The following is a 15319-nucleotide window of genomic DNA, read 5'->3' as shown; positions in this document are numbered from 1 at the left end:
AAGCGTTTAATCGAGAGCCCGACGCAGAGCAAGCGCGGCTAGCGCGTCGTAGTGCGCCTCCAGCGTGATGGCGAGCTTGCGCGCGTCGTACGTCGCGAGGACCTTCTGCCGCGCCGCCTCGCCCATGCGCGCACGAAGCGCGGGATCCTTCGCGAGACGCACGAGTCCCGTGGCGAGGCCCTCCTCGTCACGTTCGGCGTAGAGCAAACCGCTCTCACCATCGACCACGATCTCCGGGATCCCCGCGTGCCGGCTCGCGATCGCGGGCAAGCCCGTCCCGGCGGCCTCCACGAGCACCGTGGGCACGCCCTCCTTGTCGCCGTCCGCGGCCGTCACCGAGGGGCAGAGCATGAGATCACTCTCGCGCATCACGACGGCGGGATCCGTCTTCGGATCGAGGATCTCGACGTGTGGCCCGAGCCCGAGCTCCTCGATGAGCGCGCGCAGCGGCGCGCCGAGTGGTCCGGGCGCCGGGAGCCAGCGCACGCGTAGATCCGCGCCCGCGGCCCGCGCGCGATGCACGGCGCGGAAGCCATGGGAAAATCCCTTCTTCTCGATCTCGCGGCCGCACATCACGACGGAAAGCGGGCCCTTGCGATCGGCGCGCGGCACGGGGCTGAAGCGTTCGAGATCCACGCCGTTCGGATGGATGGCGATCTTCGAGGCGGGGCAGCCGAGCCGCACGAGATCGTCGCGCATCGCGGTCGAGAGCACGAGCACGAGATCGCTGCCCTCGAAGAGCGCGCGCTTGCCGAGGATGTAGTGCCAGTAGCGGCGCAGGTGCTTCTGCGGCTCGAGGAGGATGCCGACGTCGCCGCCGTAGAACGAGGTGACGACGGGGAGCCCGAGCTGCTTGCCGTACACCGCCGCGATGAGCCCGTTCGTGCCGAACTGGCCGTGCAGCACCGTCGCGCGTGTCTCCGTGAGCGCCTGCATCCACGCGGGATCGAGCGTGAGCCTTCCATGCAGCGGGCGAAGCGCCTGGCCGAGTCGAGACGGATGCCTTTGCCCGAGAATCCGCGGCTCGGTCCAGGGGAAGCGCTCCTCGTTGGCGACGCGGTGGCAGAGCGTGATCGCCTGGTACCGCGTGAGCGAACGCATCTGGTTGAAGAGGAACGTCTCGGTGAACGAGAAAGCCGTCCCGAGGAGGAAGGCGACCGCGGGGCGCGCGGGATCTTGGCCGCTCACCTGGAACGCTCCTCCCTGCACGCGTCGATCGTGCGATCGATGCCGTCTTCGAGCGAGACCTCGGGCTTCCACGCGAGCCGGGCCTCCGCACGCGCGGGATCGCCGTAGTGCGCTTCGGGCTCGTCCGCGGGGCGCGGCGTCGCGCCGAGCACGGGTCCGCCGCGTTCGGGTTGGATACGATCCACCACGAGCCGCACCACATCGGCGACCTGCCGCGGCGTGCCCGTGCAGATGTCGATCACATGCCCCACGGCCTCCGCTGCCGTCGCGGCGAGGGTCACCGCGCGGGCCACGTCGCCCACGTACACGAAATCGCGCCGCTGCAGACCGTCGGTCATCGGAAAATCCCGGCCTGCGAGGCAGGCGGCGATGAGCGCGGGCAGGAGCTGCCGCGGCTGGGATCCCGGTCCGTACACGAGGTACGGCCGCAGCACGACGACCGAGAGCCCCTGCTCGCGCAGAGGCCCGAGGAGCAGCGCGTCCGCCTCGGCCTTCGTGCGCGCGTACGGCGTCCGCGGCGCGACCTCGCCTTCCGCGTCGTGCGGCGAAGGCAGTTTTCCGTACACGTCGCTCGTCGAGAGCACGACGAGCCGCGCGCCCACCTCGATCGAAGCCTCCGCGAGCGCACGCGTCGCGCCCACGTGAAGCGCGTGCATCGCCTCGGCCTCGTCCTCGGAGGCGCGGGCGCGCGCGTCGGCCGCCAGGTGGATCACGACCTCGGGCCGCGCCCGCTGCATCTCCGCGCGGATCACCTCCGCCGATCCGAGATCGACCCTCCGCAGCTCCGTGCGATCGAGCCGCGTCCCGGCCACGCGCCAAAGCCGTTTGAGATCCGACGTCTCTCGCGCGAGCAGCGTGAGGCGCGTTTCCTGCTCGAGGAGCGAGCGCGTCACGTGCGCGCCGATGAACCCCGTGGCGCCCGTGATCAGCACGCGAAGGCGGCTCACGGCCGGCCCTTCGTTTCCTTCGCCTCGACGTACACGAAGAGGTTCACGCTCGTCTCTTCGCGGAAGATCCCGCGCGCGTAGCGCTTCGCCTTCCACCACGAAAACTCGCCCGGGAGCCGCGTCCGCCCCGACGTGAAGGCCTCTCGATCGAGGTCCACGATCCGTAAACGAAGCCCCCGCTTCCTCGCTTCGAGCTCTCGCAGGATCCGCACGACGCGGCCCTTCGTGATGTACTGGATCGTGTCGAGCCCCGCGGTCGGCTTGCCGATCGCTCGCAGGTAAGCGCGCGCGAGCGGCCGCGGGAAAAGCGGCAGCCAGGGCACGCGGTAGTGCCCCTCGAACGTGCCGCGGTAGTCCGGGCAGCGCAGGTGGATCCCGCCGCCGGGCCGCGTCACGCGCACCACCTCGGCGAGCACGCGATCGACGTCCTGCACGTGCTCGATCGTCTGGTAGCTCGTCACGCAGTCGAAGTCGTCGTCGGGGAACGGCAGCGCTTCGCCCACGCCGTCGTGGAAACGGCTCATCCACTCCGCGGGATACCCACGCTCCTTCGCCTTCAGCCCGTTGAACGTGTGTTTCCAGCCCTCGGGATCGATCCCGACCATGTCGTAGCCGTGCAGGAGCCCGTAGAACACGGCGCTCCCGCAGCCCGAGGCCATGTCGAGAATCCGCTTCGCGCCCGGCAGCGCGGCCTCGATCGTGTCGAAGCGATGCTTCGAGTTCGTATCGTCGGCCATCCACGCTTCGACCACGCCGTCGAGGAACGGGCGCGGCGGCAGGCCGAACCAAGCGCTGTACTCACGTTCGAGCTCGGCACGCAGGAAATCGCGGGCAGCGGACATAAGCGATGCCGGGGTATAGGGCCCCTCGCCGATCGATGCAACAGCGCGAGGCGCCCGGGCGCCTCGTCACTTGACGCATCGGAGCACGCATGGCACTCGGCGTCCGTGCAGCGCGACGAGGCCCGCGGGGCGGGCGAAGGCGACGAAGCGGAAGCCATCCGCCGCTTCTACCGCGAGCGTTTCCTGCCGCAGAACGCGTGGTGGCCGATCCTGCCGCACGCGTACTTGTGCCAGCGCCAACGCCAGCGCCGCATTCGCCAGTGCTTGCAGGAGATCGGCGTCTCCACCTTCGAGGACCTGCGCAAGCTGCGGGTGCTGGAGGTCGGCTGTGGCGGCGGCTCGAACCTCGCGTGGCTCGTGGAGATGGGCGCGGATCCCACCGAGCTCGTGGGCATCGACCTCGTGCCCGAGCGCATCGAGCAGGCGCGGCAGCGATGCGCCGGCGTGCGTTTCCTCGCGGGAAACATCCTCGAAACGGACGTGGGCGGGCCCTTCGACGTCGTGATGCTCTTCGCGGTGCTCACCTCGGTCACGAACGCCGAGACGAAGCAAAAGATCGTGGAGCGTTGCTTGTCGCTCCTCCGCCCCGGCGGCGCGCTCCTCTTCTACGACCTCATGACTCGCCGCGAGGATCCGGGGACGCCGAACTACAAGAAGCTCACGTACGCCGAGTTCGAAGGTTACCTCGGCGGCCGCCGTCCTCGGTATTTCAAGCGGGACTACCTGCGCCGCGACGTCGCCGAGCGCATCGTCCCCCTTCCCCGCGTCGGGCTCTTCGCCGCCGAGGTCCTCCAGGCGATCGGCTGGTTCAACATCGAGGCGACGTTCGCCCACGTGCGCGTCTAGGGCACGGCATGAAGGACCCCGCTTCCAGCGCGCCGCTCATCACGATCGGCATCACCTGCTACGCCGAGGGCGACTGGCTGCTCGACTGCTGGAACAGCGTGCTCGCGCAGACCGATCCGCGCTGGTGCGCCGTGCTCGTCATGGATGGCACCGAGCACGCGCGGACCCGCGAGATCTTCGCGTCGCTCAAGCATCCGCGCCTCGTGAAGTACGCGATGCCCGAGAACATGGGCCCGTACCCGACGCGCAACAAAGCCTTCGAGCTGACCGAGACGCCGTTCCACTTCTACCTCGACGGCGACGATCAACTCGTGCCGAGCAGCGTCGCGCTCGTCCTCGAGACCTTCCAGCGCCACCCCGACGCGGCCTTCGTCTACGGCGACAACCAGCGCTTCGGCGCCCAATCGTTCGTGCACAAGCACCGGCGCGAGGTCACGTGGGACGACTTCATCGCGGGACAACCCACGCCCGGCCCCTGCGCCTACCGCAAGGATCTCTGGGTGGAGCTCGGCGGTTACGCGGCCGAGCTCGCGCGTGGCAACGGCGACTACGACTTCCTCATCGGCGCCGCCGAGGCCGGCCGACGTGGCTACCACTGCGGCGAGATCCTCTATCGCTACCGCGTCGGCCACGCCGCGAAGGTCTCGAAGAGCTACGACCGCCGCTACCACGAGACGCACGAGATCATGGTGCAGCGGCATCCACGCTTCTTCGCGGATCCGCGGCGGCGCGACCGTTTCCTCGCCCTCGCCTACCTGCGCTCGGCCGAGGCGAACCTCGCCACCGATCCGCGCAGAGCGCGCGAGCTCGCGCGGAAGGCGATCGACCTCGGCCTCCGCTTCGACACGCGCCCGTGGAAGACCCTCGCGAAGGCGGGCCTCGCCGAGCTCAGCCGAGCACGTTCTTCAGGGCGCGGAGGAGCTCCGCCACGCTGAAGGCCTGCGCCGGACCGCCGTTCGGCGAGAACGGCATGTTGCCGCTCCCGAGCTCCGGCACCTGCCCCACGGCGATCTCGCGATCGGCCGCCGCGGCGATCAGATCCGGGATCTCGGCCACGAGCGGATCCTCCGCCGGCAGCACGCTGCGCACGGCGCGCGCGTAAAACCCGAGCAACCACGGCCAGGCCGTCCCCTGGTGATACGCGGCATCCCGCTCGACGACGTTGCCGCCGTAGTACCCGTGGTACGCGGCATCCGAAGGCGCGAGCGTCCGGAGCCCCGCGGGCGACACGAGCTCGGCCCGCGCCCGCGCGATCGTCGCGCGCGCCCGCTCTGGCGAGAAGCAGGCCGGATCGATGGCCAGCGCGAGGATCGCGTTCGGCCGGACCGACGCGTCCTGGAACGCGCCTTCGCCCGTCAGCGACTCGGAGATCACGTCGAACGGATACGACGTCTGCTCGCACCAGAACCGCGCATGGAACGCGGCCCGCGCCCTGCGGCACGCGATGTCGGCCCGATCGGCGAGCGACTCCGCGCCCGCCGCGTGCGCGAGCCGCGCGAGCGTGTGACAGCCCCGCGCCCACAACGCCGACAGCTCGATCGCGCAGCCCACGCGCGGCGTCACCGGCCTGCCGAACGCGCGCGCATTCATCCACGTCGGCGCGTCGCCGGGTTTGCCCGCCGCGAGCAGACCATCCGTCGTCACGCGGATCCCGTTCGGCGCGTCGCCGCGCAGGATCGCCTCGAACGAGGCCATCATCGCCGGCACGAGCTCGCTCTGCAGGAACGGATCCGACGCGCCGAGCACATCGGCAAAACACCGCGCCGCCTCGAAGAGCCAGAGCGTCGCGTCGGCCGAAGCCGTGTCGGGGCGGCCGTCTTCATCGGCCCTGCGGCTCGGCACGAGCCCGCCCTCCATGCTCGCCACGATCCGGCGCGCCACGCGCTTCGCCTCTTCGATCTTGCCCGTCGCCAGGTACAGCCCCGGCAGCGCGATCAAGCTGTCGCGCCCCCAGCCCTCGGCCCACGGATACCCCGCGACGATCCCCGGCTCCGGCGCGAGATCCGCGCGGTAGAGCTCCGCCGCGACCGAGAGCTTGCGCTCGAGCGCGGACCGCTCGGGCCCCGGATCCTCGGCTTCGAGCGCCGCCGTCGTGGCCGCGATGAGATCCTCGGGTTTGCCCTCGGGCAGCTTCTCCACGCCGACGACGAGGAAGCTCGGCGTGCCCGATCCATCCGCGCGGATCTCGAACACGCCCGGCGTCCAGAGATCCTCCTGGAACTCGAGCCCTCGATCCCGCTCGATGAGGTACTCGAAGCGCCGCCACCAGTCCGGCGAGCCCACGAACGTGCCCTCGTAGCGGAAGCAGAGCTTCGGCAGCGCGCGCATCGGACGCACGCGCATCTCGCCGGCGCGCAGCTCCACCCGCTGCTCCATCGCTCCGTGCTCGCGCATCAGCGCGTGCATGTGCCGCATCGCGAGCAGCGGCCGCAGCGTGATCACGACCGGCTGCGGACCGCGCCACGTGTAGCGCAGCACCGCCGCGTTCTCCCCGCGCACGAGCGCGAGCAGCACCTCGAGCTCACCTCCCCCGACGGAGTAGGTCCAGCGCGGCACCGGATCCTGATCGAAGCGGTCGAGGTAAAACGGCCCGCGCTCCGGGTTGATCCCCGGGAACTGGTGCGTCGCGAGATCCCACATCCCGCGCGGCGCGAGTGACTTCACCGCGACGTCGACGTGCGAGAGCACGACGTGCCGCGCGCGCGGCGGCTCGAGCGCGGCGACGAGCAGGCCGTGGTAGCGGCGCGTGTGCATGCACGCGATGGAAGAGCTCGCGTAGGCGCCGGCGCCGTTGCCCGCGACCCACTCGCGGAAGAGCGCACGACCGAGATCGTGCCTCACGTCGACATGCGGCCAGATCGACTCGTCCGAGGCGCCCCCGCGCCCGCTCATACCGTGTGCCCTCCGCGATCGAGCGTGTCCTCGGCCGCGCGTCGCATCACGTCGAGCGGCGGCTCTTGCCCGGTCCAGAGCACGATCGATCGGGCGGCCTGCCTGACGAGCATCCCGAGCCCGCCTTCGGCCCGGAGGCCACGGGAGGCGGCGGCGTGCAGGAACGGGGTCATCCTTGGGGTATACACGACGTCGTAGGCGAACGTGTCGCTTCCGAGATCGTCCCAGGGAACGACATCCCGGACCGACTCGCCCGGGTCCTTGCCGAGCATGCCCGCGCTCGTGGCCTGCACGACGAGTGACGCGCCCCGCGCGAGATCCCACCACTGGAGCCGGAGCGCCTGCGAGGCAAAACTGTCCGGCGCGGGTTCACCCGGCGAAGGCCAGGGCAGCGGCAGCGCCCCCATCCGCCGCACCTGCTCGGCCGACGGCGCCGTCTCGACGTTCTCCGACCGCGCCCACGAGCGCGACGTCACCGCGATCACTTTGAACCCCAACTTCTTGCACGCGGCCACGGCCGCGACCCCCGCCCCGCCCGCGCCGATGATCATCGCCCGCTTACGCGATGCGTCGGGCGCGAGCGCGGCGATGTCGTCCGCGAGGGCATCCGCGTCCGTGTTGTAGGCCCGGAGCCGGCCGTCGTCGCCGCGGCAAAGCACGTTCGCCGCGCCCGGCTCGGCCGCGCTCGTGTCGACCTCGTCGGCGAGATCGAGCACCGCGCGCTTATGCGGCAAGGTCACGTTCGCCCCGGCGATCGCGCCCCGCCGCACCTCGTCGACGACCGCGAGCAGCTCGCCCGCGGTCGGCACGTCGATCGCCCGGTACACGTGCGGCAGGCCAAGCGACGCGTACGCGACCGTATGAATCACCGGCGAGAGCGAGTGCGCCACCGGATGCCCGAGGACGGCGAAGACCTTTCCCTCAGCCATCATTCCCCTCGCCTTCCCCCGGATCGAGCACGGCCGTGACCTCGGCGCGCAGCGCGCCCTCGTGCACCCGCACCGTGATGGACTCGCCCACGGCGACCTCCTTCGCAGCCCGCACCGCGCGCCCCGACGCGTTCGTCGCGATGGCGTACCCACGCGCGAGCACCCCGAGCGGCGAGAGCGCATCGAGCCGCGCCGCGTGCCGCCCGAGCGTCGTCCGGAGCCGCTCGACCCTGCGTCGCTCCGCCGCCACGAGCCGCACCTCGAGCGGACCGATCGCCGCACGCGCCCCGGCGATCACCGCCCGTGGATGCCGCGCCCCGAGCCGCCGCTCGATCTCCGAGAGCTCTTCCTTGCGCCGCGCCGTCGCCCGCTCCATCGCGCGTTCGAGCTTCATGTTCAGCTCGTCGAGCTTCTGCTCCCGCTCCGCGAGCAGATCCGCGGGCGAGCCGATCGACCGCGCGAGCCTGTCGACGACGACCCGCCGACGCTCGATCGTCTGCCGCGTGGCGCGCCACATGCGCGTGACCAGGTGCCGGAGCTGCTTGCGCCGCTCCATCCGATCCGCGACGAGCATCTCCGCGGCCTGCGACGGCGTCGCCGCACGCGCGTCCGCCGCGAGATCCGTCAGCGTCACGTCGACCTCGTGCCCGACGGCGCTCACGACCGGCACAGGGAAACTCGCCACCTTCCGGACGAGCGCCTCGTCGTTGAAAGCGGAGAGATCCTCGGCCGATCCGCCGCCGCGCCCGAGGATCACGACCTCGACTTCAGGCACACGCGCGAGCTGATCGAGCGCGCGGGCCATCGACTGCGCGGCCCCTGGGCCTTGCACCGTCGCCCGCGCGAGCAGGATCCGCGGCGCGCCGCGCCGGTACGACACGGTCACGATGTCGTGGATGGCCGCGCCGTTGCCGCTCGTCACGACCCCGATCACCGCCGGATCCACGGGCAACGCGCGTTTCCTCTCGGCCGCGAAGACCCCCTCCCCGGCGAGCTTCTGCTTGAGCCGCTCCAGCGCTTCGAGCAGCGCGCCGCGCCCGGCCGGCCGCACATCCGTCACGGAGAACTGGAGTTTTCCCCGCGGCACGTACACCGTCGCGCGCCCGATCAGCACGACGCGCGCCCCGTCCGCGAGCAGCTTGCGCGCCCGCGGCGAGGCCGTCTTGTACATGACGCAGTCGATGCAGGCGTCCTCGCGCTCGTCCTTGAGCGTGAAGTACGCGTGCCCGCTCGCGTGAGGCCGGAAGCCTCCGACCTCGCCGAGGACCCGCACGTCCTGCGTCGCGCCCTCGACGACACGACGAAGGCGCTGATCGAGCGCGGCCACGGAGAGGACCTCGGGCTCCTCCGCGGCGGCGCGGGACTCAAAGGACCCCCGAGGCTGGTAGGCCGCCACCTCGTCGGGGTCTCCGGCCCCGTGAAAAGAGACCGCAGGGCCCGATTCTCGTCGTTGCACGGCGGGCGAGAGGTAGCTCGTAACTGGCCAGAGGGAAAGGGTTTCCTTGCACCCGCCCGCCCCGAGCCGTGCTACGTGGCGTCCGTGATCCGCAAGGTCCTCATCGCCAACCGCGGCGAGATCGCCGTCCGCATCATCCGCACGCTGCACGAGATGGGCATCGCCGCCGTCGCCGTCTACAGCGAAGCCGACCGCAAATCGCTCCACGTGAGGGTCGCCGACGAGGCCTACTGCATCGGCCCGGCCCCCGCCCGCGAGAGCTACCTCGACATCGAGCGCGTGCTCGACGCCGCGCGCAAATCCGGCGCCGACGCGATCCATCCCGGCTACGGCTTCCTCTCGGAAAAGAGCGAGTTCGCGGAAGCCTGCGAGCGCGCCGGCATCACCTTCATCGGCCCCCCGTCACGCGCGATGGCCGCGATGGGCTCGAAGACCGCCGCGCGCGCAAAAATGGCCGCCGCAGGCGTCCCGATCACGCCCGGCGGCGACGCCTCCACAGTCGAGGAAGCACGCGCGACGGCCGAGCGCGTCGGCTACCCGGTGCTGATCAAGGCAGCGATGGGCGGCGGCGGCAAGGGCATGCGCCTCGTGCACAACGCGGACGAGATGGCGAGCGCGTTCGAGCGCGCCCAGAGCGAGGCCGCGCGCGCATTCGGCGATCCCACGGTCTACATCGAGAAAGCGATCCTGCGGCCGCGTCACGTGGAGATCCAGGTGATCGGGGATCGTCACGGCAACATGGTCCACCTCTTCGAGCGCGACTGCTCGATCCAGCGTCGCCACCAGAAGGTCGTCGAAGAGACCCCCTGCCCGGTCGCAACGCCCGAGCTCATCCGCCGCATGGGCGAGGTGGCCGTGAAGGGCGCGCTCTCGGTCGGCTACTTCTCGGCCGGGACGTTCGAATTCCTGCTCGGCGAAGACGGAAGTTTTTACTTCCTCGAAATGAACACGCGTCTGCAGGTGGAGCACCCGATCACGGAGTGGATCACGGGGACGGACCTCGTCTCCGAGATGGTGCGGGTGGCCGCAGGCGAGCGGCTGTCGTGGCGGCAAGAGGAGATCGTGCGTCGAGGCGCATCAATCGAGTGCCGCATCTACGCCGAGGATCCGATCGGCTTTTTGCCGAGCCCCGGGAAGATCGAGGCGCTACGCGTGCCCGCGGGCCCGTGGGTGCGCGACGACAACGGCTTTTACGAAGGCGCAACGGTGCCAAGCCATTACGACCCGCTGATCTCGAAGGTGAGCGTGTGGGGGCCGGATCGAAAGACCGCAATCCAGCGCATGCGTCGCGCGCTGTCGGAATACGTGGTGACGGGCATCAAGACGAACATCGTGTTCCACGAGAAGCTGCTCGCGCATCCGGCGTTCGTCGAAGGCCGCTACACGACAGGCTTCATCGAGGAGAACAAGGAAGCGCTGCTCGGCTACTCGGACGTGCACGAGGAGGACGAGGCAACGCTGGCCGCAGCGATTGCAGTGGCGGCGGCGAGGGCGGAGATGAAGTCGCGGAGGACGGAGGGGCAGGCGCTCGAAGACCGCGGGCGGCTGTCACCGTGGGTGGAGCAGCATCGGGCGAGGGTGATGCGGTAGGCAGGCAGGCAGGCAGCGTAGCGCCGGGGTTTCACCCCGGTCCCGACCAGGGGTTGTCCACCCCTGGACCCGGACCAGGGCAAGCCCTGGACCTTTGTGCATCGGCCGCGATGCGGCCGATGCATGAGGACGCTGAATTAGGCGGGCGTGTCCTCGTTTGCGCGCGCCTTCTCCTTGGTCGCGACGGCTTTGAGCGCGGGGCCCGACTGGTAGGCGAGCAGGTCCTCGAAGGGGGCGAGGATCTCAGCGCCGTCGGGAGAACGATCGGCACGGCGGCGGATCTGTTGCGCCATCTCGCCAAGCCGCATCGCGATCTCATGGCCCCGCATGAGGCGCGTCTCGTGGAGGAGCTCGAGGAGCTTCTCGACGGCAGGCACGACCTCGTCGATGCGCTCGACATCGACCCAATTCGCGGCGAGCGCCGCGACCTCACCCGGATGAATGCCGGCGCGCTGGAGAGCGACGGGCGAGGCGGTCACGACGGTTTTGACGGCAACGTCATACCCCTCGCGCAGCTTGCTCAGACGGCTGATGTGGTCGGGCGTGATGTCGACGAGAGCAAGGTCCGAGACGTCGATGACCTGATCATTCGGCTTGGGATGCTTGGGATCGGACATGGGAAGACTCCTCCCCGAAAGCGGGGGGTCTAGGGCTGTACAGTCGGGCTGCATGATTGCAGCACGCGTGTTGGACGAGGCCGTGTCTTCAAGAATGGAGGCCGAGCAAGAAGGCGACGGGGACGTATACGCGGGGGGATGGGGGCGATGGGGTGACGGGGCGGGGCCGAGTCTCCGGAGACACGAGGACGTGTCGCGGGAGAGGAGGAGGTCGGGGCGGCGGGGGTCGGGGGCGATGGGGAGGTGAGGCGGATTCGTTGGGGCGACGGACGGGCGAATATGGGGAGGGCGGCGAGGGCGTGGGCAAAGGCCTACGAGGTCATCGCCGAGGATGACGGACGCGTGTTTCCGGAGACGCGAAACATTCGCGAGCGCGCGACGGTTCCTGTAGAGTGGCCAGGGGCACACGGGGGATACGGCACATGACCCGCCAAAAAAAGCTCTTCGCCGCTGCGATCACCCTGCCGATCGCCGTCGCCGTCGGTGTCGGCCTGAAGGTCCGCCGCGCCTCGTCGGACACGCTCGGGGCGGACGCCTGCGACAAGGACCTCGCCGCGGTGTTCGAGTTGTGCGAGGCGGGCGGGGAGATCTGCGAGAAGCCGCCCGAGGGGCAGGAGGAAGCCTGCCAGGCCGGCTGCGTGATGGCGAAATGCCCGAATCACGTGGCGTGCACGGAGCTCGATCCGATCTGGTGCAAGCCGTGCGAGGATGAGGCGGGGGCGCTCTTCTGGCGCAACGTCAACGAGGTGAAGGACCTCTGCAACGCGTACGAGCTTCCGGAGGTTGTCTCGAAGGCCCAGTGGGAGGCGTTCGAGGCGTGCTTCTTCCCGGAGGTGGAGCGCAGGTGCCCCGCGCTCGTCGGCAAGCAATGGTACCTGCCGCCTGACCGCAGAAACTGAGACGTTCTCGCGGATCCCGTTTCACATCCCCCCTGGCGCGCCGTATCCGACGCCCTAACGATTCGTTCCGCCCGTGCCCTGCGGGTCGCTCTTGAAATCGCCGCTGGCCGCACTCCCCGCGATGATGACGGTACCATCGCCCGGGGCCCCGCAGCCGTTCGAACCGGGAGCGTCGAGACAGATGACCCTGGGGGAAACCTCGAGGATGCTGCACTTCCCGCTGATTCCGCGCTCCTTTGCCCTCATTACGCATGCATCCTCGTTGTTGCTGGAGCTTCCTCGGTTGATGATCTGCGCGTCCTCCGCTCCCACCAAGGGGAATCGACGGTCACCTCCGCCTGGCACCGCGCAGGTCAGCACCACGTTACACTGGACGAGAACCCCCTCGCGGGCGCCCGCCTCGCCGTTCGGCGCTCCCCTCTTCGGGTTCTTGCACTCGGGCTCCCAGCAAGCCGGGCCGAGCACGACGAACCCCACGAAAAGCACGCCACCCACGAGCGCGCGCATGCCCCCCACCTCCGCGTCGAGACCATCGTAGAAATAGGGAGCGAACTACACAACATTCGGGCAACAGCCCGGACTCGTGGCACAGGCTGATCTTCCAGGCATCGAGGGGCTTAAGCCCCGCCCCCCACCTCCCGTACTCTGGCCCTCCCCCCCCTCCGCCGCCATGAAGAAGAAGGACCTCAGCGAACGCGACATCACGACGAAGTACGTCATCCCCGCGCTGACGCGTGCGACCTCGGGCTGGGATGTCGATCTTCAGATCCGCGAGGAGTTCACCCTCACCGCCGATCGCGTCACCACGAAGGGCCACGGCGGGCAGAACCGGATTCCCAAGACCGGCAAGCGCGCGGTCACGAGGCCGAGGAAGAACCAGAGCGGTGGTGTCCGTCTCCAGGGGCAAGGCGGTGGAGATCACGGCTGCGGGCATTGGGCGCTCGGTATCGCAGATCGACGGTGTTGCGGATCTACACGAGCGACATGCCGCTGCTACTCCGGATCTCCCAAGATGTTCGCGAGCCGGCGAACGATATCGGTTCGAATGCCGACCTGCATAGGGCTGGCCCCATACCAACTACGGGTACCAGGGAAAGCAAGGTATTCGTTCTTCAGGAGCGACAGGATTCGTGCTGGATCCTGAAGCCCTTCAAGAATTGCATCGGGATCTCGTAATGATGTCTTCTTGTCGAAAAGGAGTACACGCCAGGGAACACTGGGCCAATCTGGCGCATTCGGCCCAGCACTAGCGTCACGATCGAACGCAACGAGCGTAACCTCATTGGCACTATCGCTTGTGCCAATGATCCAGCGTACGACTCGGCGCAGGTCTCGAAGTTCTTGGGCGGACAGTTCGGCGAGAAGTCGTACAGTCCCACGAAAGAAAGAGTCGGCAGCACGCTTGTCGCGAGCATACTCGGCGGCCAAAACGCCAAGCGGCACAGCGGCATCGTCATTCGGTGCGTCCATCAGCGCTCGTACGGCCCGCCAGATTGCATCCGCTACGTTCGGGTCTTCCTTGCGTGCTTCAAGGATGCCAGCAATCTCTGCAGCGGTAACCTCGCTGTCGCGCGCCCAGCTAGCAACAACCGACGCGTAGAAGCGATCGGCTCTTGCTCGCATGCGACGGATGGCAACCTCACTTATGGCAGCAATGACCGGTGGGAAGAGTGCGACGAGCACTGCTGCTGCGGCCAAAGCAGTCGGATCTGCCGCGGGGCTTATGGTGAGCGCCTGGCCTGCCGCCGCTCCTGCAGCAACGACGGTCGCGGTAATCTCTTTTCCCGAAACAATGGGCTGGTTCTTCTTGTCCTCGGTCACTTCGTGCCTCCTAGCGGGCTGCCGGCGCGCCAAGTGTAACTTCCGCCCGCCGAATGCCGTGGCCCCCCGCGGCGGGGATACCCCGCCATCGGCGTGCAACACAGAGTGGTGCAGCACGTTCGGCAAGGACGGAGCGAGTGAAATGGGGCTCGATGGTGCGCATCATTTGGCGTTCGCTCGACGGATCGAGTCATCCACCAGGGCGAAGATTCTTCGAGCTACCTGGTGGGCGCGCTCGCTCGTCACTTGATCGACCCTCGATTTGAGGGTGAGGCGACCCGCCTCGCGGAAGATACCGGTAGACAGTAGCTCCTTCCGAAAAGCACTGGCATTTTCGTCCGTGGACCAGGGAGCGCCATCTTGGAAGTAGAACTGGAAATCGTCAGGGGGATACCCATACGCGAAGCTCCAGCGGTCGGAGGGCGTGGGGAAGTGTGCACCGAGGGAAAACCCGCTACTACCCCAGTAGATGTGGTGCCCTCGTCGTGCGGCCTCATCGAGCAGAAATGCGAACAGTGGTGCGCCCGCGGGAGTACACGCGGAGAGAAACCGATCTCGATCGGTTCGCCGTCCGGTGCCCGTGCCCGCGCGCTCGTGATGGATGGCCGCGGCCTCGGTGCGGCCGACGAGACGCGGGACAAGGACCTTCTGGTTGGAGCCGAGGTACTGCTTCACTTCAAGGGCCAAGACCTCGACGGTGCTCATTTGCTCGTTGAGGAACTCGACGAGACGGCGGAGTTCTGGGGGGATGACATCCGCCACGAAGACGAGGCGGACCTCTCCAGTCCGAAGCTTCTTCTCGACGGTCTTCCAGAACGCGTCCACGGAGTCGATCGATCCGGGCTCGATGAGCTTACGCACCTCCTCGTCGAGCGAGCTTCCAGCGTCTCGTGCACGCTCCACAGCGGCTTGTCGAATGGCGTCGGCTGACCAGTACCTGATACCGTTCGCTGCGTAGTCCAGCATCTGCGCCACGACCTCGCGACGCGCGCGTGTGTCCGTGGACCGCTTGCACTCGACGAATGTGGGCGTTCCGTCTTGATCGACGAACAGGTGATCGAGGCTCCATCGCCCGCCGCCATCCTCACTATCGGGGACGGCCATCTCGCGAGATACGAGTAGCCACCGCCGTGGGGCATTCGGCGTCATCTCGTCGCCCGCCAACAGACTTGGAAAGCGCGCCAGGAGCGACTGAAGGGCGTCCTCGCTCTCGTACACGGCCTCTTCGACTTCGGATATCACGTCATCTTTTCCAAGGAGAAAGATCTTCGCGGTCATGGTTGTGTCTCGCT

Annotated in this window: 14 protein-coding genes; 4 read left to right on the top strand and 10 right to left on the bottom strand. The window is 68.6% G+C overall.

What is annotated here, in order from left to right:
* Positions 1 to 6: 6 nt before the first annotated feature.
* From KEG38_RS27630 to KEG38_RS27620, 3 genes are read right to left on the bottom strand one after another with little or no spacing between them, the layout of a single operon-like run.
* A complete protein-coding gene (locus KEG38_RS27630) occupies positions 7 to 1188 on the bottom strand; it encodes a glycosyltransferase (protein ID WP_272422929.1) in 1182 nt (393 codons plus the stop codon).
* Positions 1185 to 2135, bottom strand: a complete 951-nt coding sequence (locus tag KEG38_RS27625) for an NAD-dependent epimerase/dehydratase family protein (protein ID WP_272422928.1) — start codon at positions 2133 to 2135, stop codon at positions 1185 to 1187. The genes KEG38_RS27630 and KEG38_RS27625 overlap by 4 nt, the downstream gene beginning before the upstream one ends.
* A complete protein-coding gene (locus KEG38_RS27620; protein ID WP_272422927.1) occupies positions 2132 to 2977 on the bottom strand; it encodes a class I SAM-dependent methyltransferase in 846 nt (281 codons plus the stop codon). Before KEG38_RS27620 ends, KEG38_RS27625 begins: the two co-directional genes overlap by 4 nt.
* 105 nt (positions 2978 to 3082) lie before the next feature.
* Here KEG38_RS27620 and KEG38_RS27615 point away from each other — a divergent pair, with 105 nt between their 5' ends.
* Together KEG38_RS27615 and KEG38_RS27610 are read left to right on the top strand one after the other, a co-directional pair.
* Positions 3083 to 3823: a class I SAM-dependent methyltransferase gene (locus KEG38_RS27615; protein WP_272422926.1), complete on the top strand. Its 741-nt coding sequence runs from the start codon at positions 3083 to 3085 to the stop codon at positions 3821 to 3823.
* An 8-nt stretch (positions 3824 to 3831) separates the two neighbouring features.
* Entirely contained in the window at positions 3832 to 4758 is a 927-nt protein-coding gene (locus KEG38_RS27610; RefSeq protein ID WP_272422925.1) for a glycosyltransferase family 2 protein, read from the top strand.
* On the opposite strand, the gene KEG38_RS27605 is transcribed toward KEG38_RS27610, so the two are convergent.
* From KEG38_RS27605 to xseA, 3 genes are read right to left on the bottom strand one after another with little or no spacing between them, the layout of a single operon-like run.
* Positions 4712 to 6715: an amylo-alpha-1,6-glucosidase gene (locus KEG38_RS27605; RefSeq protein WP_272422924.1), complete on the bottom strand. Its 2004-nt coding sequence runs from the start codon at positions 6713 to 6715 to the stop codon at positions 4712 to 4714. The genes KEG38_RS27610 and KEG38_RS27605 overlap by 47 nt on opposite strands.
* Positions 6712 to 7647, bottom strand: coding sequence for a shikimate dehydrogenase family protein (locus KEG38_RS27600; protein ID WP_272422923.1), 936 nt, complete (start codon positions 7645 to 7647; stop codon positions 6712 to 6714). Before KEG38_RS27600 ends, KEG38_RS27605 begins: the two co-directional genes overlap by 4 nt.
* Positions 7637 to 9100 (bottom strand): exodeoxyribonuclease VII large subunit, encoded by a 1464-nt coding sequence (xseA, locus tag KEG38_RS27595; protein ID WP_272422922.1) that lies wholly within the window; start codon positions 9098 to 9100, stop codon positions 7637 to 7639. Before xseA ends, KEG38_RS27600 begins: the two co-directional genes overlap by 11 nt.
* A gap of 84 nt (positions 9101 to 9184) precedes the next feature.
* On the opposite strand from xseA, the gene accC reads away from it, so the two are divergent.
* Positions 9185 to 10690: an acetyl-CoA carboxylase biotin carboxylase subunit gene (gene accC / locus KEG38_RS27590; protein WP_272422921.1), complete on the top strand. Its 1506-nt coding sequence runs from the start codon at positions 9185 to 9187 to the stop codon at positions 10688 to 10690.
* A gap of 137 nt (positions 10691 to 10827) precedes the next feature.
* Here the strand turns inward: accC and KEG38_RS27585 are convergent, their stop codons facing one another.
* Positions 10828 to 11307 carry a hypothetical protein gene (locus KEG38_RS27585; RefSeq protein WP_272422920.1) on the bottom strand — a complete coding sequence of 160 codons (480 nt, stop codon included), beginning with the start codon at positions 11305 to 11307 and terminating at the stop codon, positions 10828 to 10830.
* A gap of 422 nt (positions 11308 to 11729) precedes the next feature.
* Here KEG38_RS27585 and KEG38_RS27580 point away from each other — a divergent pair, with 422 nt between their 5' ends.
* Positions 11730 to 12206 (top strand): hypothetical protein, encoded by a 477-nt coding sequence (locus KEG38_RS27580; RefSeq protein WP_272422919.1) that lies wholly within the window; start codon positions 11730 to 11732, stop codon positions 12204 to 12206.
* A gap of 54 nt (positions 12207 to 12260) precedes the next feature.
* On the opposite strand, the gene KEG38_RS27575 is transcribed toward KEG38_RS27580, so the two are convergent.
* From KEG38_RS27575 to KEG38_RS27565, 3 genes are all read right to left on the bottom strand, one after another.
* On the bottom strand, positions 12261 to 12713 hold the full coding sequence (locus KEG38_RS27575) for a hypothetical protein (protein ID WP_272422918.1): 453 nt from the start codon (positions 12711 to 12713) through the stop codon (positions 12261 to 12263).
* Positions 12714 to 13199: 486 nt separating this feature from the next.
* The gene (locus KEG38_RS27570) at positions 13200 to 14027 is read right to left on the bottom strand and encodes a hypothetical protein (RefSeq protein ID WP_272422917.1); all 828 of its coding nucleotides are present in this window, start codon (positions 14025 to 14027) and stop codon (positions 13200 to 13202) included.
* A gap of 162 nt (positions 14028 to 14189) precedes the next feature.
* Positions 14190 to 15305, bottom strand: coding sequence for a PDDEXK family nuclease (locus KEG38_RS27565; RefSeq protein WP_272422916.1), 1116 nt, complete (start codon positions 15303 to 15305; stop codon positions 14190 to 14192).
* Positions 15306 to 15319 lie beyond the last annotated feature (14 nt).

It is taken from the genome of Polyangium jinanense (assembly GCF_028435265.1).
Lineage (GTDB): Bacteria > Myxococcota_A > Polyangia > Polyangiales > Polyangiaceae > Polyangium > Polyangium jinanense.
The sequence above is the reverse complement of the archived record's forward strand: the minus strand, read 5'-3'. Positions and strand labels throughout refer to the sequence as shown.